Here is a 22730-nt window from a genome sequence, read left to right as displayed (position 1 = left end):
AATCTTTATATAGTATAGCAAAAAATTGGTTTCAAAAACTACCTGTGTTCACATTTTGCGGCCTTGTTACCGGTTCTGATAACGGTTTTCCACTTTCATCAACTAATTGTGCTTTTCCGTTTACGGTAATAGCCACGCTCTCCACTCCTGGCTGTTCTGTTAACGACAACACTAAACAATTGAGCACATGCGTCGAAACAACGTTTTTCTCCGCGCTGCCATAAATCGCTTCGTTAAAGTTTAACGTCACTTTCCCATCTTCATATTTTGGCGCTTCTAACAGTTTCGCATCTGCTTGAAAGTCGCTTAATAACCCAGAACCGTAGCTTGGTCCTTTAATCAGCTCATTCACAACTGCTGCTAACTCATCTTGTTCGCTATTCGGTACGCGTCTTGTTACCGGTACATAATACGTTTGTTTCCCGTCTTGTGCTAAAAAGTAGACGATGACCGGATGCGTATTCGTAATGTCTACAACGCCATTCGTTTCAATATTAATTCCGTCATCTCTGCTCAGTTCATCGCTAATTGGTGTTCCGTTGACCGGCATGACGTTTTGATCATGACCGTTCATGCGAATTTTCACACGTTTCACATTATCAAATTGCGTCACTGTCCATGTGATCGCTTGTAAAATTCGCTTTTCATCTTCTGGGCGATAATTAGCAAATTCTTTTGAAAAATCAATGACAAGCGTGCCATCTTGCTTTAAATTGACGCTTAATACTTGCGTGTCAGCTGGAAGAACGGCCCGAAATCCGTTTGGCAACAGCTCTGAGATTGGACCATTTTCCACTAAATATTCAAGCACTTGTTTTGCGGCGGCGTTTGTTTTTGGTAAGGCAAACGTTTGTGGAACGACAAAGCCGTTTTTATCAATTAAATACAATTCGCGTTGAACGGTTTCTGTCGCTTGTTCTTTTTCTGCTGCTTCTTTTTCTTGCAACGCTTGCTCATCTTCTATATACGTTACATCTTTTGGTGGATCAATCTCTTTTGTTGCTTTTTCACCTCCAAACAGCCCACATCCTGAAAGAATAAAAACAAACATTGTTACAACGACCCACGCACGGCGCATGGACTCCCCTCCTCACACGGTTTGTACTACTATGTATACGAGCCGTCTAAAAAAGTAGAACAAAAAATCCTTCGGCATATGCGAAGGATTTTAAGATAATTGAATCGTCTCGACATGTTCAATGGGATGACCGAACCATTTCGAGGCAATTTGTTGAAACATTTCTTTCGAGCCGGTCGTTAAAAATATATGCTTCGGGCGTTTATTCCCCGTATAAAGCAAATGGCTATGATGCAAAATCGTGCTCACTTCCCGTGCTGTTTCATCGCCAGAACAAATAAGTTTGACGTGATCCCCCATATATTGTTGAATCAGCGGACTTAAAAGCGGATAATGTGTACAGCCTAAAATGAGCGTATCAATCGGTCGATCTTTTAACGGTTCAAGCGATTCGGCAACAATTTGTTTTGCTTCTTCTCCTTCAAACTGTCCGCTTTCAACTAAAGGAACAAACTTTGGACAAGCTAAACTTTCTACTGTTACATCACTATTAATGGATTTGAGTGCTTGCTCATAAGCCCCGCTTTTCACCGTTCCGATTGTGCCGATGACACCGATATGATAGTTTTTTGTAATTTTTAATGCGGTACGAGCGCCAGGATGAATGACACCGATCACGGGAATGTTGAGCGTATCGCGAATTTCTTCTAGTGCGACAGCGGTTGCTGTGTTACATGCAATAACGAGCATTTTTATGTCATATCCTAGTAAATAGTTCGTCATTTCCCATGTAAATTGTCGAATTTCTTCCCGTGGTCTCGGTCCGTACGGACAGCGTGCCGTATCTCCTAAATATACAATTTGTTCTTTTGGTAGTTGGCGCATCATTTCTCTGGCAACAGTTAATCCACCAACGCCTGAATCAATAACTCCAATCGGTCTTTCCAATGTATTCGCCTCATTCTTTGTTGATGTATGACAAAACATCTTTCATTATAACACACATCAAATCAATAGAAAACCGGCTTGCCTGAAATGAAAAGGCGAGCCGGTTCTCTTTATAGTTCAAGTTCTCCCATTCGAAGCAATTCAACGACAGCTTGTGAGCGCCCCTTTACCCCAAGCTTTTGCATTGCATTCGAAATGTGGTTACGAACTGTTTTTTCGCTAATGAACAGTTCACTAGCAATTTCTTTCGTCGTCTTGTCTTGCAACAACAGTTCGAATACTTCTCGTTCTCTTTTTGTGAGCAGCGGCTTCTGATTCAAGTGGATAACCCTCCTTGCTTTTACCAGACCGAAACGGATGGGTATATATTTAGTCAACATATCGTATGCAAGAAGGGCTATAACGGTTACATATTTTCAGCTAATCGCGCACGCGCACGTTCGTCCCAAGCGACTCCTTTTCCTGTCGTTTTTGACATTTGCACCATCGTCCCACGCCCTGTAAATGCAATCGCTCCATCTTGTTTTTTTCCAACGTAATGTAAATCGACAGAAGAATTGCCGATGTGTGCGACTTTTACACCGATATGTAGCTGCTCACCAAAATATACTTGTTGCAAAAAGTCGCATTGTAAATTCGCCACTACCGGAATGGCATCATGCTCTTTCCCTAACCAATCATTCATAAAGCCGAGATGTTCAAAAAATGCAATGCGCGCTTCTTCAAAATATACAAAAGGAACCGTATTGTTTAAATGGCCAAACATATCTGTTTCCGAAAAGCGAACACGCACCGGATGAAAAAAAGAAAAACGTTGCTCCCATTCTTTCATATCGTCAATATAAGAGATTTTCATCTTCCCTCTCCCCCTCTATACAAGTTTAGCTAACATCAGAAACATAAGGTCGACTCTTAAAGAGTCGACCTTTTTGTTACACTTCATCGCTACCGAAGAAATTGCGGAACATTTGAATCGTTGCTGCGCGGTTCAATGCCGCAATAGACGTTGTGAGCGGAATGCCTTTCGGGCAAGATTGCACGCAGTTTTGTGAATTTCCGCAGTTTGCTAGTCCTCCATCACCCATAATCGCTTCAAGCCGCTCTGCTTTATGCATCGCCCCTGTTGGATGTGCGTTAAATAAGCGCACTTGCGAAAGCGGTGCCGGACCGATAAAGTTTGATTTACTGTTGACGTTTGGACAAGCTTCTAAACATACGCCACACGTCATGCATTTAGATAATTCATATGCCCATTGCCGCTTGCGTTCTGGCATGCGCGGCCCTGGACCTAAATCGTACGTTCCGTCAATTGGAATCCATGCTTTTACTTTTTTCAAAGAATCAAACATGCGGCTACGGTCAACTTGCAAGTCGCGAATGACCGGGAACGTGCGCATCGGTTCTAAACGAATTGGCTGCTCAAGCTGATCAACAAGAGCTGTACATGATTGACGCGGCTTGCCGTTAATCACCATCGAACAAGCGCCACACACTTCTTCTAAACAGTTCATTTCCCAAGCAACAGGCGTCGTTTTTTCTCCTTTCGCATTGACCGGATTGCGCCGAATTTCCATGAGCGCCGAAATAATGTTCATATTCGGACGATACGGAATGACAAACTCTTCTTCGTAAGGGGCTGTATCCGGACGATCTTGTCTTGTGACAATAATCCGAATCGTTTTATTTTCGCTCATGATTTCACTTCCCCTTTCTTTTTCGTGTAGTCGCGCTTGCGCGGTTTAATGAGTGATGTATCCACTTCGCGATAATGGAATGATGGACCATCTGGCGTGAAGCTTGCCATCGTTGTTTTTAACCATTCTTCATCGTTTCGCTCAGGAAACTCTGGTTTATAATGCGCTCCACGGCTTTCGTTACGGTTATAAGCGCCAAGCGTGATGACGCGAGCTAACTGCAACATGTTGTAAAGCTGACGTGTGAACGACGCACCTTGGTTGCTCCATTTTGCCGTGTCATTAATGTTAATGTTTTTATAACGCTCAAGCAATTCTTGAATTTTTTCATCTGTTTTTAATAATTTATCGTTATAACGAACGACCGTGACGTTATCTGTCATCCATTCGCCAAGCTCTTTATGCAAGACGTAGGCGTTTTCTGTGCCATCCATCGCCATAATTTGCGCCCATTTTTCTTCTTCTTGTTTTAAATAGCGTTCATATAAAGAAGAAGGCATCGCATCTGCTGATTTTTCAAGCCCTTTCATATATTCAACTGCTTTTGGACCAGCTACCATTCCGCCATAAATCGCTGATAATAACGAGTTCGCACCGAGACGGTTTGCTCCGTGCATCGAATAGTCACATTCGCCTGCCGCAAACAATCCTTTAATGTTTGTCATTTGATCATAATCAACCCATAATCCACCCATTGAGTAGTGAACAGCTGGGAATATTTTCATCGGCACTTTTCTTGGGTCTTCACCCATAAACTTTTCATAAATTTCAATAATACCGCCTAGCTTAATATCGAGTTCTTTCGGATCTTTATGCGATAAATCTAAATACACCATGTTCTCGCCGTTAATACCGAGCTTTAAGTCGACACATACATGGAAAATTTCACGCGTCGCAATATCGCGCGGAACGAGATTTCCGTAAGCAGGATATTTTTCTTCTAAGAAATACCAAGGTTTTCCGTCTTTATACGTCCAAACTCGTCCACCTTCTCCGCGCGCTGACTCACTCATTAAACGAAGCTTATCATCGCCCGGAATAGCTGTCGGATGAATTTGGATAAACTCTCCGTTTGCATAATACGCACCTTGTTGATAAACAATTGATGCTGCTGAACCTGTATTAATGATAGAGTTTGTTGACTTCCCGAAAATGATCCCTGGACCACCTGTTGCCATGATGACCGCATCTGCTGGGAATGCTTTAATCTCCATCGTTGTCAAGTTTTGTGCGACAATTCCGCGACATACTTGCTCATCATCTAAAACAGCACCTAAAAACTCCCAACCTTCATATTTTGTCACTAAACCAGCGACTTCGTGACGGCGCACTTGTTCATCAAGCGCGTAAAGAAGCTGCTGTCCTGTCGTTGCCCCTGCATATGCAGTACGGTGATGCTGCGTTCCACCAAAGCGACGGAAATCAAGCAATCCCTCTGGCGTACGGTTGAACATCACACCCATGCGATCAAGCAAATGAATAATGCCTGGGGCCGCTTCACACATCGCTTTTACTGGAGGTTGGTCAGCTAAAAAGTCCCCACCATATACTGTATCATCGAAGTGTTCCCACGGAGAGTCCCCTTCTCCTTTTGTATTGACCGCACCGTTAATGCCACCTTGTGCACAAACAGAGTGAGACCGCTTCACAGGAACTAATGAAAATAAATCTACTTTTACGCCTGCTTCGGCAATTTTAATTGTTGCCATTAAGCCGGCAAGCCCCCCACCAACAACGATAATTTTTCCTTTACTCATGTCTCCTCACTCCTTCAATGTTGTGGATTAAACGAATGCTAAAATCGCGCGTATACCAACGATCGAAAGCGCGACAAAAATCCCCATTGTCACGTATGTAGAAATTTGTTGTGAACGAGGAGTCACTGTAATACCCCAGCTAACGAAAAACGACCATAGCCCATTTGCAAAGTGAAATACCGCAGAAACGATTCCAACAATATAAAATGCAAGCATAAACGGGTTCGCAACGATGTTCGCCATCATGTCATAGTTCACTTCCGCACCAAATGCGGCTTGAACGCGCGTTTCCCATACGTGCCAGACGACGAAAATGAGCGTAATAATCCCCGTTAAGCGTTGCAACATAAACATCCAGTTACGAAAATATCCGTAACGACTGACATTGTTTTGTGCCGTAAATGCGATATATAGCCCATAGATGGCATGGAATAATAGCGGAAGAAAAATAATGAAAATTTCTAAGAAGTACCGAAACGGTAACTGCTCCATAAAAGCGGCCGCCTTGTTAAATGCATCTGCTCCTCTTGTTGCAAAATGGTTAACAACTAAATGCTGTGTTAAAAACAGCCCAACTGGAATGACTCCGAGCAATGAATGGAGTCGACGATAAAAAAACTCTCGATTTTGTGCCATACATAACCCCCCTTAAATTGTCATTTTCCTTTTCTATGAGCTCCCATCCGCATCTACTAGACAATGAACAATAGAAGTGTAAACACTTCCATTTCCATTGATCATTGTCACATTCATTGTACTCCCAGAATGTAGGAGCGTCAAGAAAAGGTGTTCACGAAATGTTCAATCATTTAAAATTTTAAAACAACTATACCTCTAGTGAAGTCCGAAATAAAAGAAAAGTCAATACTGTTTTTCACATTGTTGTGCGCTATAATGAAAAAATAGAGAGGGGAATTGAACGTGAGCGGGCATGAACAGTGGAAACAAATGAACATTTCTGCTTTTAGCGACTTTTTATTTCGGAAAGAATTGTTGCCAAATTTATTCGGGAAAGAAACTCCATTTATTTTATATTGGGCAGGAAAAGATTTAGCGAGAAAATACCCGCTAGCTACAATCGATGATGTCATTGCTTTTTTTGAACAAGCGGGTTGGGGAAATTTATCGCTGCTTGAAGAAAAAAAAGATCAATGTGAACTTCAATTAGAAGGACCGCTCGTTGCGATGCGGTTCGATTATAGTGAAGATTGTACATTTCAACTTGAAGCGGGCTTTCTTGCCCAACAGTTTGAGCAACAAAAAGGATATGTCACAGAAGCGTTTGAACAACAAAAACGACGCGCCAAAACCGTTTTATTCACAGTCAAATGGGATCGAAAAGATGAAGCTGACCGATGATGGTCAGCTTTCGTACGTTTGAAGCGTTTCATGAATTTTTTGGGCGACGTGTTTTGGAATGTTTGCTTCTTGTATTTGTTCAACAGTCGCTTCTTTCATTTTTTTAATCGATCCGAAATGTTGCAATAACGCTTGTTTCCTTTTTGCCCCAACCCCTGGAATTTGATCGAGAATGGAATGAAACGCAGATTTTGAACGAACTTGCCGATGAAATGTAATCGCAAACCGATGCACTTCTTCTTGAATGCGTTGCAGCAAATAAAACTCTTGACTATTTTTCTCTAATGAAACGATGCTCGGTGGATCACCAAAAAGGAAATGGGACGTTCGGTGTTTCTCATCTTTCACTAACCCAGCGATCGGAATCGATAACCCAAGTTCGCATTCTAACACTTCTTTTGCGGCTTGTATTTGCCCTTTTCCTCCATCGACAACAATGAGATGAGGGAGCGGTAAACGTTCGCGTAATACACGAGTATAGCGTCGGCGAATGACTTCGCGCATCGACTCGTAATCATCTGCCCCTTGCACCGTTTTTATTTTATATTTACGATATTCTTTTTTTTCCGGCTTTCCGTCAATAAATACAACCATCGCAGCAACAGCGTCTGTTCCTTGAATGTTTGAGTTATCAAACGCCTCGATGCGATGAGGCGTCGGAATCCCGAGCGCTTCACCTAGCCGTTCAACCGCGCGAATCGTTCGTTCTTCGTCACGTTCAATTAAAAAGAACTTTTCTTGCAGCGCAATGTGCGCATTTTTACAAGCTAAATCAACAAGTTCTTTCTTTTTTCCGCTTTTCGGCTGTGTGACGTTGACATCGAGCAATTTCGCCGCCATTTCTCCATCGATTTCTCGGGGCAATACGACTTCGCGTGGCTTTAAATGATAATGTTTACTGTAAAATTGACCTAAAAACGTTAAAAACTCTTCTTCCGGCTCTTGGTACAGCGGAAACATCGACACGTTTCGTTCGATGAGCTTCCCTTGGCGAATAAAAAATACTTGTACGCACATCCATCCTTTATCGTACGCATATCCAAAAATGTCGCGGTCAACAAAATCATGTAAAATCATTTTTTGTTTTTCCATTAATGTTTCAATATACGAAATTTGGTCGCGGTATTCTTTCGCCCGCTCAAACTGTAACTGTTCCGCTGCTTCCATCATCTTTTCTGTCAATTTCTCTTTGACTTCTTTATAGCCGCCGTTTAAAAACCGCGTAATTTGTTCAACAATTTGTTTATTTTCTTCCTCCGATACGTCATATTCACAAGGACCTAAACATTGTCCCATATGATAATATAAGCAAACTTTTTTCGGCATTTTCTCACATTTTCTTAACGGATATAAACGATCGAGCAATTTTTTCGTTTCATGTGCCGCTTGGGCGTTTGGATACGGGCCGAAATATTTCCCTTTATCTTTTTTCACCGTGCGCGTAATGATCAGACGCGGATGCGTTTCCCCAGTAATTTTAATAAAGGGATAGCTTTTATCATCTTTTAACATGACGTTATATTTCGGATCGTATTTTTTTATTAAGTTCATTTCTAAAATGAGCGCTTCTAAATCGGAAGATGTCACGATATATTCAAAATCAGCAATTTCATTCACTAAGCGAAGTGTTTTTCCGTCATGTGTGCCTGTAAAATAAGATCGAACACGATTTTTCAACACTTTCGCTTTTCCAACGTAAATGACCGTTCCGTGTGCATCTTTCATTAAATAGCAACCCGGCTGATCGGGCAAAATCGCTAACTTTTCTTTTAATCGCTCATTCACGGTTTCCCTCCTCTCGCCATTCATATACTGTGATGCGCCCATATACAGGATCAGATAATAAGCTCGATTCATACGTCCGAATCGGGCGAATATATGGACGAACGTCTATCCCTTGCGCTTGAAACCCTTTGACGACATGATCAGTCACATACACTTTCGCATGTGAAAATGCGGCTTTGTCACGTTGAAAAACATGAAATGAAAACACACGTTCATGAGGAAAAGAAACACGTAAATACTCAAGAACACGCGTCTCTTCCCACGTAAATAAAATAAACGGTTGTTCTTTCTGTTCAAAATCATACGCCAACTGATACGTCGCTGGCAACTGTGTCGCTTGATGGTTTACCCCTTGGATGCCGATTACCGTTTGAGAAACGAGTAAAGCGAGCATAACCGTCAGGCGAAGGCGCGATGTCGACTGAAGGGCACTTGTGAACAAAAAGAATGAAACGATGATGACAATCGGCAATATATGCCTTGGCTTTTCAATATTTTGCGCAAATAGCGCCCAAAGAAAATACGTCAATAAAAGCAAACGATATAAATTCGGAAGAAATATATGCTTCCACGTCATCAAAAACAAAATAACAAAACAACTAAGTAGCCATACAGACTGCTTTGCCATGCCTGTCCAAATGATATTATAAAAAATAAGCATATATGCTCGCTGCCAAAACGGCGCTTCATCCGTTGAAACCGTTCCTCCCCATTGTGTAAAATGCCCTGTTACAAACGAAAATGCAAGCTGCCAAAAACCTTCTCCTTCTGTTGCAGCCACTGCACTGATCCAAATGAATTGAAACGCAACCGCTGCCAAACTGTATAACAGAAGCTGTTTTAAACGATACCTCCGCTTCCACCAAACATATAATATACCAACGCCAAAAGGAATGTATGATAATCGAATACCAAGCATGATGCTAAATAATAATAACGGTAGCCATTGCACGTGAACACGGTCCGAGCGAAGCGCCCGTTCTAAACTCCACACATACCACCATAAAAGAGCGAGAGCACTCCCCTCCGACATCGGTTGTGAAACAATTAACATGACATAGCTAAGCGATTGGACGAGTGCTGTCATGAAGAGCGCATACTTTTTTTCCACGTATGCTTTGGCAAGCAAATAAATAGGAATTGTCGCACTCATCATGAGTAATCCGTTCCAAATCGCAAGCGCTTTGGCAGCATTGTGAACAAACGAATGAATAAGCATGCCACCAAAAATAAAATACGGGTATCCTGGAAAATGTGGTTGCATCGCAAGTAAATCGTATCGATCAAGCGCGAGTGCAAAGTCCACTTCATCCCACGTTGCTGCAAACGGGCTGGCATAGACGAAATACGATACGCATACGGTAAACAGCACGATGATTGAAACGATTCGCACAATAAACCCTCCTAAGTAAAAAAGTACAAGGCTCCCCCTGTACTTTACATCACTTGTTGTTCAAGCACCTTCTCATTTTTTTCGTTTTTTTCTTCTTTCGCACCATAACGTGTTTTCACAAGTAAATAAATGACGACGAAATAACCAATATATGCTAACACTTCTTCAAGCGATGGCATCGATGAATAACCGAATAACGCCTTGAAGAAAATACCGACGTCGCCAGAAAGAATCGGTTCTTGTCCTGTATCGCGCACGAAATGTTCGTGATCAATTGGATGTTCCGGCATAAACCATGTAATATCGTAAACGTGCGGCATGACGCTACCGATTATTTTTAAATCTTGCAACATTGAAATGCCTTGTACAAGCAATCCAGCTGCAATCAAAATAATAAATGCACCTGTGACTTTAAAAAACGTTTTTAATGGTACGCGCATCGTTCCTTTAAAGAACATGTAGCTGACAACAGCAGCGATCGTTAAACCAGTAATGGCGCCCCATCCTTGCACCGCCGCCCCGATGTTTCCACCTGTAATGGCAGCGAAGAAAAAGACCGTCTCCACACCTTCGCGCAATACAACTAAAAACGAATGCATCACCATGCCAAATACATCGCCTTTAGAGACGTATTTGCTCATTTTTCCTTCCATACTACTTTTTATATCTTTGCTATGTTCTGCCATCCAAAATACCATTTGCGTCAGCAAGATGGAAGAAATGAAGATGATGCTCACCTTTAAATATATTTCGCTTGCCATCGTGGAAAAACCAGTTAGCACAACTTGGAATAATAATGCGACAATGGCGCTTGCAAACACAGCTAATCCTGCGCCGAGCCAAACATATTTCACATACCGTGATTGATCAATGCGCTTCAAATACGATGTAATAATCCCAACAATTAATAGCGCTTCTAACGCTTCACGAAACGTAATGAGCAGTGCTTGAACTTCCAAACCACGCGCCCCCTTTCTTTACTTTCGTTTTCTTGCGGCATACACAACAACAGCAACAATAACTATCACGATCGCAATGATCGGAATCCAGTTTTTGATATCAGATAAATCCGTCCATTCCTTCTTTTTTGCTGCTGCTAATCGATCTAAATCTTCCTCTGTAAAATGACCCGTTTCAATATTTTCTAATTCAAATTGATCTTGTAACGCTTGTAAAATGGTTTTTTTGCTTTCTTTAAATTGATTGATGTTTGACTCTTTTTTTCCTACTCCAAACAATCCCGGATTTCCGAGCGATTGCAAGGCAATATCAAACTGTTGCTTTAATTTTTCATCAAGTTTAGCATCTTTTTGTTGTACAATCGGGGAAAGTGCTTTATATGTAGCAAATGCTTTCGCTAATAAACGTTTGCTCGTATCATAATTATCGAAATTTCTTTCCACATTTTCTAAACGACGGGCAACGTTTAACACAAGCACTTTTTGCATCGCTGAAACGATTGTGTCTACATCTTTATTTTCAATCGCCTCTAAAATAATGGCAGACGGTTCAGGACCCATATGCATATCGATTTCTTTTTGCACCGTTTCATAAATGGCTTTCACTTCATCAAACTTTTTCTCTTGCGCTTTCGCGACCATCTCTTTATATGCTTCAGCAACCGCTTCTTCGTTCGGATCACCGTATGAGTAAGCGAACGAAGACATAGGAGCTGAAGTGAAAATTAATATCATTGACAAACAAAAAAATAAAAGCTTTTTCACTCCGATCTCCTCCTTCGATGATAATGATAATAATTATCATAATTATTGTCAAGAAAAAACGCTAGAAAATGACTCTCTAGCGTTGCTGAATAGAGCGCATATGCCTTCTTTTCACCGGACGGCACATTTCTTTCACGATAGCCGGAAGAACATGTTTTAAGTAAGCGGTAAATTTAATAAACGATTGCCCTGTCGTTCTCACTTGATATACAATCGGCACTTCTTTTAGACGAAATCCTTTGCGAACTAAATTTAACGTCAATACTTGAGCGTAGTTGTAATCATGAATAATTTCCGCTTCTTCCATCGCTTCACGTGAAAATGCCCGCATACCTGATTGACCGTCGTAAATCCATGTTTTTAACAACATACATTGAAGCCACGTAAACATATAATTTCCGATGCGGCGATGCCATTTCATCCCATGAATCGTTCCTAAAAAGCGAGACCCCATTGTATAATCCGCTTCTCCACGTAAAATAGGCATAATCAGATCAGGAATTTGCTCTGGCGGATATTCATTATCTGCATCAATCATGACACCGATGTCAGCATCAAGTTCGACACATTGTTGTAAGCCGGTGCGTACAGCTGCCCCTAACCCACGATTTCGTTCGTGTCGATAAATGACATCAGCTCCTGCTTGTTTCGCTACATGAACTGTACGATCCGTTGATCCGTCGTCAATCACTAATACGTATACGTTTATATTCGGTTGAATTTGTCTCGGAATACGACGAATGACTTCTCCAATCGCTTCCTCCTCGTTATGTGCAGGCAAAAATACAACGACTTTCATCTTTTTCCCTCTTTCTTCAGCGCTTCGACTAACACAGGGCCACGGCTATGGCTCGGATATGGAGCCCCTAACAAATAAGCAATCGTTGGGGCAAGGGAAACGAGGCTATGTTTTTCATCAATCCGCTTTCCTTTTTCGATCATCGGACCGTACATGAAAAATGGAACGTATCGTTCTCCTTCATCTAAATGGCCATGTCCACCAATGCCATCTGCTTGTCCATGATCTGCACAAACGATGAGCGTTGTGTTGTCCATTTTCCCTTGCTCATGCAACCACTCAACAAATTGTTGAATGAACCGATCAACTTCTTCAATTTTTTGCACATACTCATCATAATGTACACCGCGACTATGACCGGTTTGATCCGTTCCAATGAATTGAACGACGAATAAATGTAAATCTTGTTCGGCCATGATTTGTTTCGCCCGCTCCATAATGTTACGATCTGCCACATCGTTATGCATGACAGCTGTAACTGTTTCGACATCATTTCCTAGGGAATCGACAAGATGAGCGATACCGAGCACTTTTCCTTTTTTCCCTACTTTTCGAAGTGAGTCAAAAATGCTTTCTACTCGAATACCTAGCTTCCATACCATATTTGAACGAATACCGTGCTCAAACGGATACGTTCCTGTAAGCATCGATGTAAAACAAACGACCGTTCGGGCAGGATATACTGTTTCCATTTGTGTAAAATCTGTTCCATTGGCACGGAGCGATTTTAAAAATGGAGCGTTTGCTTGTTCAAAACGATCTTTTCTCATTCCATCAATCACGAGGACGATGACGCGATCGCTCAACGGTTTATTATTTGGAGGCACATTGTTCGTATAATGACCGATGACTTTCGGCTTCCAGTCAAATAAATAGCGATGTAAAATAAATGACCATATAAAAACAAATGCGTAAAAAGCAATGAATGACGGAACATATACATCATGTTGCATCCCGTATTCCCACGTAGAAAGAAGAAGCAACACTTTCGGTAATTGTTCTTGCGCATTTCCGCTCGTAGAGTCGCTATTTTTTAATACGAGTTTCCAAAAGCGAGTGAAGTTCAACCATGTTGTTCCAATGCGTAAATGATAATATAACGTTCCCCAAAAGAAAACGGTAAAAAAGAAGTAGAGACTGACGGCAAACAAAAGTAAGCTCGTCGGAACGAAAGACCAAATCATTAAAAACATGACGTACGGAATCCATAAATAGTTACGTAAAAATAGCGGATAGTCATATACGTAGTACAAAACGAAAAGAGGAATTGTAAGTAAAAAATGATAAAATAACTTTTCCCCTTCTTCCCACGTGATGCCATCAAATAAATGGAAAAGAACCATCGTTCCGATGACAAAAATTGGAGTGAATGGCTTTCCTTCATTTAATAAGTTCCAGCATCTTGCCGCTATTTTTTCAAACTTCGATGCTTTTTTCATGCTGCGTCCTCCTTTCGAACGAATGTCCATAATGTCGGGATGCGAAACCATACATATAGCCCGACGACATAAGAAAATAAAAATTTAAACAAATGGGTCACTAGCGCAAGGGCATATGCTTGTTCCCAATACGAATGAATGCGCGTTAGCGCAAATGCCATAACGGCTTCATACGTAGCTAACCCTCCTGGAGTCATTTGAAATATTTGTCCTCCAACGGTCATACTATTTACCCATAACGATTGAGCAAATGAAAGTGGAAAAGCAACCATTTTCGCCATTTCAAACAAAACGACGGCTTCACATATCCAACTGAAAACAATAGCAACAACAATTGGCACAAAGCGACGGCTTTTCCATATCATGTTCCAATGTTGTTTATGTTTTTGTAACCATGACAAATCGATGCGTCGAAGGACAAAAAACAAAACAACGAGCCCGCCAAAAATGAGGGGGAAAATCATGGCGGAACGGATAACGGTGTGCATATAAACGATTGCACCAAAAAAAGCAAAGAAAAACAAAACGATCAAGTCGAGAAGGCGTAATATAATAACAGATTCGGCAACAATCGTAAAAGGAATGCGATCTCTCCTTGCACATATACCAATGCGGGCAACATCGCCCACTTTAATCGGAAAAATGTGATTAATAAATAAACTAGCAAATAATCCATCGACACACGTTTGAAAGCGAGCCTGAGGCAAATACCATTTCCATGCCATTGCACGCAAAACGAAGGCAAGCCCATACATCATGAACATACAACTTGCGTGCCCCGGTTGCGAAACAAGCTTATGCATAAGATTAAGCAACAGTTGTGCATTAAAATGTTGAACGGTCATCCATATAAATATGGCTATACATCCAAGACTAATGAGCCGTATAACGATATTGATTTGTTTATTTTTCATATTGCTTCGCCCATTCAATCGTCTTTGCTAAGCCTTCTCGTAACGATACATGCGGCTTATATCCGAGCTGTTCTTTCGCTTTCGTAATATCTGCCCATGTAGCGACGACATCGCCAAGCCGAGAAGGTTCGTAATGAATGCGCATATGTGGAAAATGGATGCGCAACTCCGCAAGCAACTGCTTCATCGTCACCGGTTGACCAGCTCCAAGATTAAACACATCACTTGTTCCTTTTCGCTCTAGCGCTCGAATCATTCCGTCAACAATGTCATCAATAAACGTATAATCGCGAGCGGTATGTTCACCGTAAACGGTAATCGGTTCGTCGCGCAACAATTGACGAATAAATTTACTAATCGCCATATCCGGCCGTCCCCACGGTCCGTATACAGTAAAATAACGAAAAATCGTCATCGTGTACCCATACATATGTGCGTACGCATGACAAAACGATTCCGCACTATATTTTGCCGCTGCATACGGGGAAACGACTTGTCCATTTGCCATCTCTTCTTTTAATGGCTGAAATGCTCGGTCACCATACACAGACGAAGAAGAGGCGAATAACACATGTTCAACCACCGCCTCTCCTGCTGCTTGTAATACGTTTACCGTTCCTTTTACATCATAATCAATGTACGTGAGAGGCGCTGCTAATGAAGGCTGCACACCAGGCAGCGCCGCTAAATGAAACACAACATTCGGGCGATGATGTAAAAAAATTTGCTTCAGTGCATCTGACTGTAAAATATCTACATGATAAAAATGAAAAAAACCGACGTTTTTTATTTGTTGAAGCTGGCTCTGTTTCCGACACGTTGAGTAATATGGGTGGAAGTTGTCGATGACAACGAGTTCATGTCCAAGTTCAAGTATTTTTTTTCCGAGATGACTACCGATAAATCCTGCTCCACCTGTGATACATACTTTTGCCATTTGTTCGACTCCCTCATCGTTTATGCGCTACTATTGTATCATAAGAAAAAAGCCGCGTGGTATGCGCGGCTCTTTTATTTATTCAATGATCGCACCAACAGCATCAAGCACAACTTTGCTATGTTGAGCTGCCTCATCTTTTTTGTTCTCTGCAATAGCGTTGTACCATTTTTCTGCCGTAGCAAACACTTCTGCAGCTTTTTGCTCACCTAATTTTGCTTTCACATCTAATTCAATCGCTTTTAAGAACATGTTTCCTTCTAACGCTTTTACTTTCGCTTCGACAACGTTATTTTCGTCTAACTGTGCCGGTGCTTTTTCATGATAGCCTTTCATTTTGCCAAACAACGCTTTTGCAAATAATGCACTCACTTCTTGTGCTTTAATGTTTTTGTAGTCATTATTTAATGATAAAATTTCATCTAAGCGAGTTGTCGCAGCTTCATCTCCCTCAGCTAAAGAGCCTTTGATCGCTTGTAAAAAGCCCCATGCTTCAGCTTGTTGACCTTTTAGCTCATCTTCTGCCTTTCCTTCTTTAACACCTGCTTCAATTTTTTCAGCATATGATTTTGATGCTAAATAGTAGCTGCGATAGATCGATTTATCCGTTAACTGAATGTACACTTTAAAATCATCTACGTTGTTTGCTTTTAACGCTTCTTCTTGTGCTGCTAAACCAGCGTTAATGCTTTGTTCAAGGCTAGATTCTCCTGTTAATTGATAATATTCATCACGTTTCATCGCTGTTGGGACGAAAATTTCCGCTGCTAGCAACTTAATTTGTTCGAACAATGTTGTCGCTTTTTGTTGGTCGCCAGCTTCAAGTGCAGCTACAACGTCTTTTTGCAATTTCTTTTGCAACTGATAAAAATATGACTGCGTCACTTTATCTACAATTTGGCGCGCTGGATGTACATTTAGTTCTCCGCTTTTTCCACCTTGAATCGCTGCTTCAATCGTTTGAGCAAATGTACCATCTAGTTCGTTAATTGGCTTTTGCAGTTGCTCTGTATATGTTTTTTCTACAAGGCTCCAATCAACTGGTTGTCCTTCTTTCGCCTTTTCTGTTTCAGCTTTGATCGCTTTATAGGCATCAATGAACGTTTGAACGTTTACTTGCTCTTCTGCTTGCTCGGTTTCAGCTTGTTGCTCTTCTTGTTTTTCCTCTACTTTTGTTTCTTCCTTCTTCTCTGTCGTTTCTGTTTTTTGTTGTCCGCAACCTGCAAGCACTCCACCTGCTAATAAAAACATGGCAAATACAGCTTTTAATTGACGTTTTTTCATTTCGTATGTATCCCCCTTTTTGATAACGATTATCATTAACCGTTATCATTATAGTAGAGAACGATTTTCAATGTCAATATAAAATTTCAAAAAAAATACCTCGGATTTCTCCGAGGCGTGTCGATTATAAATGTTTGCTTAAAAGACCAACAAGCGCTTCTTTTGGTTGGAAACCAACCGTTTTGTCGACCACTTCGCCATTTTTAAAGACAAATAACGTCGGGATGCTCATAACGCCAAATTTACCAGCTGTTTCTGGGTTGTCATCGACGTTTACTTTCACAACCTTCACTTTGCCGCCAAGTTCGCGGTCTACTTCTTCTAATACAGGTGCAATCATTTTGCAAGGTCCGCACCAAGGTGCCCAAAAGTCAACGAGCACAACTCCTTCTTTTACTTCATTCACAAACGTTTGATCTGTTGCATTTACAATTGCCATGTTTCATTCCTCCTTAAACATTTCAGTTCCATGCACATAGTATACCATTGAACGTATTCATTACGCCAATCTTTTGCTTCGCTTCTACTATTTCCTTGTCGTCAAAAAATATGCTGAAAAGAAAAGGCAAAGCATCATGCTCTGCCTTATGAATGTACTTTTAATTTTTTAAACTCCTCAATTAAAAGCGGAACGACTTCAAATAAGTCACCGACGATGCCGTAGTCTGCTACTTTGAAAATATTCGCTTCTGGATCTTTATTAATCGCTACGATTACCTTCGAGTTAGACATACCTGCTAAATGTTGGATAGCCCCAGAAATACCGCATGCAATATATAAGTCTGGCGTAACGACTTTTCCCGTTTGACCGATTTGAAGAGAATAATCGCAATATCCTGCATCGCATGCTCCACGCGATGCCCCAACCGCACCGCCAAGCAAGTTGGCTAACTCTTTCAACGGCTCGAATCCTTCGGCACTTTTGACGCCACGGCCCCCAGCAACAATCACCTTCGCTTCTGACAAATCGACACCTTCCGCTGTTTTTCGTACAACATCACGAACGATTGTGCGTAAATCTTTTATATCTACTTGCACGTCAACAACTGCACCTGTGCGCGTTTCATCTTTCTCAAGTGGAGCAATGTTATTCGGACGAACGGTAACAAACATGAAACCGTCTGTAACAATTTTCTTTTCGAACGCTTTACCAGAATAAATTGGTCTCGTAAAGACGATATTTCCTCCCGTTTCTTCCACAGCAACAACGTCGGACACGAGACCAGACTGCCATTTTGCAGCAAGTTTTGGCGATAAATCTTTCCCAAGCGCTGTATGTCCGAATACAATTCCTTCTGGCTTCTCTTGCTCGACAACCGCTTGCAATGCTTGAGCATACCCGTCTGGTGTATAAGCCGCTAATTTTTCATGCTCGACAACAATGACACGGTCTGCACCGTAAGCAATGAGTTCATTCGCTAATGAGCGAACGCTCGCTCCGACAACGACAGAAACAACCTCTCCGCCTTCCGCGATCGTTTTTGCCGCAGCAATTGCTTCAAATGATACGTTGCGCAACGCTCCGTCGCGCACTTCTGCTAATGTTAACACTTTTCTTGCCATAATCCCCATCCCCCTATTAAATAACTTTTGCTTCTGTATGAAGAAGTGAAACGAGTTCTTTTACTTGCTCCGAAATGTCCCCTTGTAAAATTTTCCCTACTTCTTTTTTCGGCGGCAAAAAGATTTCAATCGTTTTCGTTTTCGCTTCGACATCATCTTCTTCTAAATCCAAATCATCAAGCTCTAATTCCTCAAGCGGTTTCTTTTTCGCTTTCATAATCCCCGGCAATGATGGATAACGTGGTTCATTTAAACCTTGTTGTGCCGTCACTAATAACGGTAACGATGTTTCAATCACTTCTTCGTCCCCTTCAACATCGCGCACCACTTTCACATTACTTCCATCAATTTCTAATTTCGTAATTGTTGTTACATAAGGAATGCCTAACAATTCCGCAACGCGTGGGCCAACTTGACCGGAACCACCGTCAATCGCTACGTTTCCTGCTAAAATTAAATCAGCTTCTTTATCTTTTAAATATTCCGCAAGCACTTTTGCCGTTGTATATTGATCGCGGTTTTCTACATCATCTTCAATGTTAATAAGCACCGCTTTATCTGCTCCCATCGCAAGTGCTGTGCGAAGCTCTTTTTCCGCATCTTCGTTTCCAACTGTAACGACTGTCACTTCTCCACCGTGTTGATCGCGTACTTGAATGGCTTCTTCAATCGCATATTCATCGTACGGATTAATGATAAATTCCGCACCTTCTTCACTTACTTTCCCATTTTGAATCACAATTTTTTCTTCCGTATCAAATGTACGTTTCATTAATACGAAAATATTCATGTTTCTCTCCCCCTCTTATTTTCCTCGGAACTGTGGTGTCCGTTTCTCAATAAATGCAGAAATGCCTTCTTTCGCATCTTCCGTGACAAATACTTGTCCAAAAAGCTGCGCCTCTTTTTCCACACATTCGTGGAACGTTTTTGTTCTTGCCTCATTAACAAGCTGCAATACCGCTTGAACAGAAATCGGGCTCTTTTGTGCAATTTTTTGTGCAAGTTGCTTTGCTGTATGAAGCAACTGTTCTTCTGGCACCGCTTGATTTGCTAGCCCCCATTGAACCGCTTCCACTCCTGTCATCGGTTCGCTTGTCCACATCATTTCTAACGCTTTTGCCATACCGACATGGCGTAACAAACGCTGCGTACCTGCAAATCCAGGAATAATGCCAAGCTGTAATTCTGGCAAACCAAGTTTGGCCGTTTCAGATACGATGCGCAGATGGCAACTCATAGCCAACTCTAACCCTCCACCAAGTGCAGCACCGTGAATGGCCGCAATAATCGGTTTCGGAAACTGTTCAATCTTCTCCATCACTTGTTGCCCTGCACGAGCGAGTTCAGCTGCTTGTTCGCTCGCATCAATCGCTGTAAATTCTTTAATATCCGCACCAGCTGAGAAAAATCTTCCTTCCCCATGAAGAACAATCACGCGTACTTGATCATCTTCTTTTAATGCATCAAGCCGTTCTGAAAGCTCTTTCAAAACAGAAGAGGCTAAGGCATTGGCTGGCGGGCGATGAAATGTCAAAATCGTCACATCCCCCTCTTGTTGAACGGAAAACATGTTCCCCCTCCTTCGTATATATCGGAAGGTTGTTGTTTATACACAACAACCTTTCGTTACCAATTGATGAACCGGCTTTGCTAATGCGACAAGATCATATTTTTGCTCATTCATTACCCACGTTGTCACCATTTCGTCAATGGTTCCGAAAATCATTTGACGCGTAAGGCGTACGTCTAAATCTGAACGAAATTCCCCTTTGTCAATCCCTTCTTGTACAATGCGATCAACTACTTTTAAATATCCTTTCAAAATTTCATTAATTTTCAGACGTAACGATTTATTCGATTGGCGAAGTTCCAATTGGGTAACGATTGCTAAATGCGGATCTGCCGCTAACATTTGAAAATGTTTTTGAATCAACAAGAACAATTTCTCCGACGGACTCGAAATTCCTTCTATTTCTTCTTCAATTTTTTCAATGAAATAGCCCATTTTTTCTTGAAACAACGAAATTAAAATATCTTCTTTATTTTTAAAATACAAGTAGATTGTACCATCCGCTACACCTGCTTGTTTCGCAATTTTTGAGACTTGAGCTTGATGGTAGCCGTTTTCAGCAATGACGATCACAGCTGCATCAATAATTTGTTTAAACTTCGGTTTATCGCGTTTCAACTTTGCATTCTCCCTTTCAAAAATATGAATGAACAATCATTCATATTTTTATTTTAAAGAGAGGCCAAAAGCGTGTCAAGAAAAAACGTACAAAGGTTATTTTTGCTTTTCTTTTTCTTCTTCAACAAGCGCACGGCGCAATATTTTTCCGACTGCTGTTTTTGGCAATTCTTTTCTAAATTCATAAATGCGTGGCACTTTATATGCCGCCAATTTACTTCTCATAAATTGGTCAAGCTCTTCTTCCGTGCACTGTTCCCCTTCTTTCAGCACAATAAACGCTTTTACCGTTTCACCGCGATAAGCATCAGGTACACCAATGACGACCGCTTCTTGCACTTTCGGATGTTCATACAACACTTCTTCTACTTCGCGCGGATATACGTTATAACCGCTTGCAATAATCATATCTTTTTTCCGATCTACAACAAAGAAATATCCTTCATCGTTCATATAGCCTAAGTCACCTGTATATAACCATCCGTCCCGAAGCGTCGCAGCCGTTTCTTCTGGACGATTCCAATATCCTTTCATCACTTGCGGTCCACGAACAACAATTTCTCCGATTTCATTCACATTTGCTCGTTCGCCCGTTTCCAATGAAACGATCATCGCCTCTGTATCTGGCCAAGGCACACCGATACTTCCTTTGATTCGTTTTCCATCCCAAATAAAATTAGAATGCGTCACCGGAGAGGCTTCTGTTAAACCGTATCCTTCAATAATTTTTCCGCCTGTTACCGTTTCGAATTGTTCTTGCACTTCAACTGGAAGTGGAGCTGAACCGCTAATGCATATTTTAATCGATGATAAGTCATATTTTTTCAAACTCGGGTGGTTTAGTAGCGCGATGTAAATCGTTGGCGCACCCGGAAATAGCGTTGGCCGCTGTTTTTCGATCGTTTTCAACGTCGTTTCGACATCAAACTTTGGCAATAAAATCATTTTATATCCTTCCATAATGGATAAGTTCATGACCGCAGTCATCCCGTATACGTGGAAAAACGGAAGCACTCCGAGAATCGATTCGTTGCCACGTTCACATTTATACATCCATTTCGCGCACATGAGCGTATTCGCTGTTAAATTATAATGTGTAAGCATCGCTGCTTTCGGAAATCCTGTCGTCCCCCCTGTATATTGAAGCAGCGCAACATCTTCGATCGGATGAACGTCCACTTTTTGTACTTTTCCACTTGCTAGCGATAATGCTTTCGTAAATAAATGGCAATCCCCTTCATGTTTGACGCGCACAATCATTCCTGTTTGTTTCTTTTGTACAAACGGATATAATACGTTTTTCGGAAACGGCAAATAATCTTTTATGCTTGTAATGATCATATGTTCAACATTTGTATGCGCTTTCACTTTTATGATTCTCGGATAAAGTAAATCAAGAGCAATAATGATTTTTGCACCGCTGTCATTTAACTGATATTGCAACTCCCGTTCGGTGTATAGCGGATTTGTTTGTACAACAATGCCACCTGCAAACAAAACGGCATAATAGCTAATGACCGCTTGAGGGCAGTTTGGCAACATAATCGATACGCGATCGCCTTTTTCTAAACCGAGCTGCTGTAAATACGACGCCAACTTCAATGCTTGCTCATATATTTCTTTGTACGTCAACTCCTTTCCTAAAAAGTGAATCGCTGTTTTGTGCGGAAACTGCTCCGCTGCTTCTTGCAAAAATTGTTGCAACGGCTTGCGCGGATAATCAATCGAATGAGGAACTTGCTGAGGATATAACGCTAGCCATGGCTTCTCCATTTTGTTTCCCCCTTTTTCTATAAGATTATTTATATTTTATAATATTTTCTGAAATTTTTGTATCAAAAAATAAAAAGGTGCCTACTGACACCTTTTATGCAAAAAATGTGAGGTATATGACACCTATAAGCAAAAACACACCGCACAATACA

Annotated in this window: 23 protein-coding genes; 1 reads left to right on the top strand and 22 read right to left on the bottom strand. The window is 41.3% G+C overall.

Annotated features, from left to right (window positions below; genetic code table 11):
• Window positions 1-31: 31 nt before the first annotated feature.
• From K1I43_RS04145 to K1I43_RS04115, 7 genes are all read right to left on the bottom strand, one after another.
• Entirely contained in the window at window positions 32-1078 is a 1047-nt protein-coding gene (locus tag K1I43_RS04145; RefSeq protein WP_009361784.1) for a GerMN domain-containing protein, read from the bottom strand.
• A gap of 90 nt (window positions 1079-1168) precedes the next feature.
• The gene (gene racE / locus K1I43_RS04140) at window positions 1169-1966 is read right to left on the bottom strand and encodes a glutamate racemase (RefSeq protein WP_009361785.1); all 798 of its coding nucleotides are present in this window, start codon (window positions 1964-1966) and stop codon (window positions 1169-1171) included.
• 110 nt (window positions 1967-2076) lie between these two features.
• On the bottom strand, window positions 2077-2292 hold the full coding sequence (locus K1I43_RS04135; protein ID WP_032100525.1) for a helix-turn-helix domain-containing protein: 216 nt from the start codon (window positions 2290-2292) through the stop codon (window positions 2077-2079).
• An 80-nt stretch (window positions 2293-2372) separates the two neighbouring features.
• Window positions 2373-2822, bottom strand: coding sequence for an acyl-CoA thioesterase (locus K1I43_RS04130; RefSeq protein ID WP_019416749.1), 450 nt, complete (start codon window positions 2820-2822; stop codon window positions 2373-2375).
• Between the two features lie 76 nt (window positions 2823-2898).
• Window positions 2899-3660, bottom strand: a complete 762-nt coding sequence (gene sdhB, locus K1I43_RS04125) for a succinate dehydrogenase iron-sulfur subunit (RefSeq protein WP_009361787.1) — start codon at window positions 3658-3660, stop codon at window positions 2899-2901.
• Window positions 3657-5417, bottom strand: a complete 1761-nt coding sequence (sdhA, locus tag K1I43_RS04120; RefSeq protein WP_009361788.1) for a succinate dehydrogenase flavoprotein subunit — start codon at window positions 5415-5417, stop codon at window positions 3657-3659. Before sdhA ends, sdhB begins: the two co-directional genes overlap by 4 nt.
• 27 nt (window positions 5418-5444) lie before the next feature.
• On the bottom strand, window positions 5445-6053 hold the full coding sequence (locus K1I43_RS04115; RefSeq protein WP_019416748.1) for a succinate dehydrogenase cytochrome b558 subunit: 609 nt from the start codon (window positions 6051-6053) through the stop codon (window positions 5445-5447).
• Between the two features lie 285 nt (window positions 6054-6338).
• Between K1I43_RS04115 and K1I43_RS04110 the strand changes: the two genes are divergently transcribed.
• Complete coding sequence (locus K1I43_RS04110) at window positions 6339-6776, top strand: YslB family protein (protein WP_009361790.1); 438 nt, start codon at window positions 6339-6341, stop codon at window positions 6774-6776.
• Between the two features lie 3 nt (window positions 6777-6779).
• Here the strand turns inward: K1I43_RS04110 and uvrC are convergent, their stop codons facing one another.
• From uvrC to K1I43_RS04035, 15 genes are all read right to left on the bottom strand, one after another.
• The gene (gene uvrC / locus K1I43_RS04105) at window positions 6780-8561 is read right to left on the bottom strand and encodes an excinuclease ABC subunit UvrC (RefSeq protein WP_026011510.1); all 1782 of its coding nucleotides are present in this window, start codon (window positions 8559-8561) and stop codon (window positions 6780-6782) included.
• The gene (locus K1I43_RS04100; protein WP_019416746.1) at window positions 8554-9954 is read right to left on the bottom strand and encodes a glycosyltransferase family protein; all 1401 of its coding nucleotides are present in this window, start codon (window positions 9952-9954) and stop codon (window positions 8554-8556) included. Before K1I43_RS04100 ends, uvrC begins: the two co-directional genes overlap by 8 nt.
• Before the next feature lie 44 nt (window positions 9955-9998).
• On the bottom strand, window positions 9999-10913 hold the full coding sequence (locus K1I43_RS04095) for an FTR1 family iron permease (RefSeq protein WP_009361793.1): 915 nt from the start codon (window positions 10911-10913) through the stop codon (window positions 9999-10001).
• 18 nt (window positions 10914-10931) lie between these two features.
• Window positions 10932-11678 carry a hypothetical protein gene (locus tag K1I43_RS04090; RefSeq protein ID WP_019416745.1) on the bottom strand — a complete coding sequence of 249 codons (747 nt, stop codon included), beginning with the start codon at window positions 11676-11678 and terminating at the stop codon, window positions 10932-10934.
• A 76-nt stretch (window positions 11679-11754) separates the two neighbouring features.
• Complete coding sequence (locus K1I43_RS04085; protein WP_019416744.1) at window positions 11755-12477, bottom strand: glycosyltransferase family 2 protein; 723 nt, start codon at window positions 12475-12477, stop codon at window positions 11755-11757.
• The gene (locus tag K1I43_RS04080) at window positions 12474-13916 is read right to left on the bottom strand and encodes an alkaline phosphatase family protein (RefSeq protein ID WP_026011509.1); all 1443 of its coding nucleotides are present in this window, start codon (window positions 13914-13916) and stop codon (window positions 12474-12476) included. Before K1I43_RS04080 ends, K1I43_RS04085 begins: the two co-directional genes overlap by 4 nt.
• On the bottom strand, window positions 13913-14830 hold the full coding sequence (locus K1I43_RS04075) for a lysylphosphatidylglycerol synthase transmembrane domain-containing protein (protein WP_019416742.1): 918 nt from the start codon (window positions 14828-14830) through the stop codon (window positions 13913-13915). The genes K1I43_RS04080 and K1I43_RS04075 overlap by 4 nt, the downstream gene beginning before the upstream one ends.
• The gene (locus K1I43_RS04070; RefSeq protein ID WP_019416741.1) at window positions 14820-15767 is read right to left on the bottom strand and encodes an NAD-dependent epimerase/dehydratase family protein; all 948 of its coding nucleotides are present in this window, start codon (window positions 15765-15767) and stop codon (window positions 14820-14822) included. Before K1I43_RS04070 ends, K1I43_RS04075 begins: the two co-directional genes overlap by 11 nt.
• Window positions 15768-15845: 78 nt before the next feature.
• Entirely contained in the window at window positions 15846-17051 is a 1206-nt protein-coding gene (locus tag K1I43_RS04065) for a hypothetical protein (protein WP_019416740.1), read from the bottom strand.
• A gap of 124 nt (window positions 17052-17175) precedes the next feature.
• Window positions 17176-17490, bottom strand: coding sequence for a thioredoxin (trxA, locus tag K1I43_RS04060; protein ID WP_009361800.1), 315 nt, complete (start codon window positions 17488-17490; stop codon window positions 17176-17178).
• A gap of 146 nt (window positions 17491-17636) precedes the next feature.
• Window positions 17637-18614, bottom strand: a complete 978-nt coding sequence (locus tag K1I43_RS04055; RefSeq protein WP_026011508.1) for an electron transfer flavoprotein subunit alpha/FixB family protein — start codon at window positions 18612-18614, stop codon at window positions 17637-17639.
• Between the two features lie 16 nt (window positions 18615-18630).
• Window positions 18631-19404 carry an electron transfer flavoprotein subunit beta/FixA family protein gene (locus tag K1I43_RS04050; protein ID WP_019416738.1) on the bottom strand — a complete coding sequence of 258 codons (774 nt, stop codon included), beginning with the start codon at window positions 19402-19404 and terminating at the stop codon, window positions 18631-18633.
• A gap of 15 nt (window positions 19405-19419) precedes the next feature.
• Entirely contained in the window at window positions 19420-20187 is a 768-nt protein-coding gene (locus tag K1I43_RS04045) for an enoyl-CoA hydratase (RefSeq protein WP_019416737.1), read from the bottom strand.
• A 36-nt stretch (window positions 20188-20223) separates the two neighbouring features.
• Window positions 20224-20805, bottom strand: coding sequence for a fatty acid metabolism transcriptional regulator FadR (locus K1I43_RS04040; RefSeq protein WP_009361804.1), 582 nt, complete (start codon window positions 20803-20805; stop codon window positions 20224-20226).
• A 96-nt stretch (window positions 20806-20901) separates the two neighbouring features.
• Complete coding sequence (locus tag K1I43_RS04035) at window positions 20902-22578, bottom strand: long-chain-fatty-acid--CoA ligase (RefSeq protein WP_009361805.1); 1677 nt, start codon at window positions 22576-22578, stop codon at window positions 20902-20904.
• Window positions 22579-22730: the final 152 nt, after the last annotated feature.

This window comes from Anoxybacillus sp. ST70, assembly GCF_019553625.1.
Classification (GTDB): domain Bacteria; phylum Bacillota; class Bacilli; order Bacillales; family Anoxybacillaceae; genus Anoxybacillus; species Anoxybacillus gonensis.
The sequence above is the reverse complement of the archived record's forward strand: the minus strand, read 5'-3'. Positions and strand labels throughout refer to the sequence as shown.

What these genes read in the sequence shown, in the direction of transcription:
- K1I43_RS04145 (WP_009361784.1), bottom strand. Translation starts at nt 1,078, where the DNA reads ATGCGCCGTGCGTGGGTCGTTGTAACAATGTTTGTTTTTATTCTTTCA.
- K1I43_RS04130 (WP_019416749.1), bottom strand. Translation starts at nt 2,822, where the DNA reads ATGAAAATCTCTTATATTGACGATATGAAAGAATGGGAGCAACGTTTT.
- sdhB (WP_009361787.1), bottom strand. Translation starts at nt 3,660, where the DNA reads ATGAGCGAAAATAAAACGATTCGGATTATTGTCACAAGACAAGATCGT.
- sdhA (WP_009361788.1), bottom strand. Translation starts at nt 5,417, where the DNA reads ATGAGTAAAGGAAAAATTATCGTTGTTGGTGGGGGGCTTGCCGGCTTA.
- K1I43_RS04115 (WP_019416748.1), bottom strand. Translation starts at nt 6,053, where the DNA reads ATGGCACAAAATCGAGAGTTTTTTTATCGTCGACTCCATTCATTGCTC.
- K1I43_RS04085 (WP_019416744.1), bottom strand. Translation starts at nt 12,477, where the DNA reads ATGAAAGTCGTTGTATTTTTGCCTGCACATAACGAGGAGGAAGCGATT.
- K1I43_RS04080 (WP_026011509.1), bottom strand. Translation starts at nt 13,916, where the DNA reads ATGAAAAAAGCATCGAAGTTTGAAAAAATAGCGGCAAGATGCTGGAAC.
- K1I43_RS04075 (WP_019416742.1), bottom strand. Translation starts at nt 14,830, where the DNA reads ATGAAAAATAAACAAATCAATATCGTTATACGGCTCATTAGTCTTGGA.
- K1I43_RS04070 (WP_019416741.1), bottom strand. Translation starts at nt 15,767, where the DNA reads ATGGCAAAAGTATGTATCACAGGTGGAGCAGGATTTATCGGTAGTCAT.
- K1I43_RS04065 (WP_019416740.1), bottom strand. Translation starts at nt 17,051, where the DNA reads ATGAAAAAACGTCAATTAAAAGCTGTATTTGCCATGTTTTTATTAGCA.
- trxA (WP_009361800.1), bottom strand. Translation starts at nt 17,490, where the DNA reads ATGGCAATTGTAAATGCAACAGATCAAACGTTTGTGAATGAAGTAAAA.
- K1I43_RS04055 (WP_026011508.1), bottom strand. Translation starts at nt 18,614, where the DNA reads ATGGCAAGAAAAGTGTTAACATTAGCAGAAGTGCGCGACGGAGCGTTG.
- K1I43_RS04050 (WP_019416738.1), bottom strand. Translation starts at nt 19,404, where the DNA reads ATGAATATTTTCGTATTAATGAAACGTACATTTGATACGGAAGAAAAA.
- K1I43_RS04045 (WP_019416737.1), bottom strand. Translation starts at nt 20,187, where the DNA reads ATGTTTTCCGTTCAACAAGAGGGGGATGTGACGATTTTGACATTTCAT.
- K1I43_RS04035 (WP_009361805.1), bottom strand. Translation starts at nt 22,578, where the DNA reads ATGGAGAAGCCATGGCTAGCGTTATATCCTCAGCAAGTTCCTCATTCG.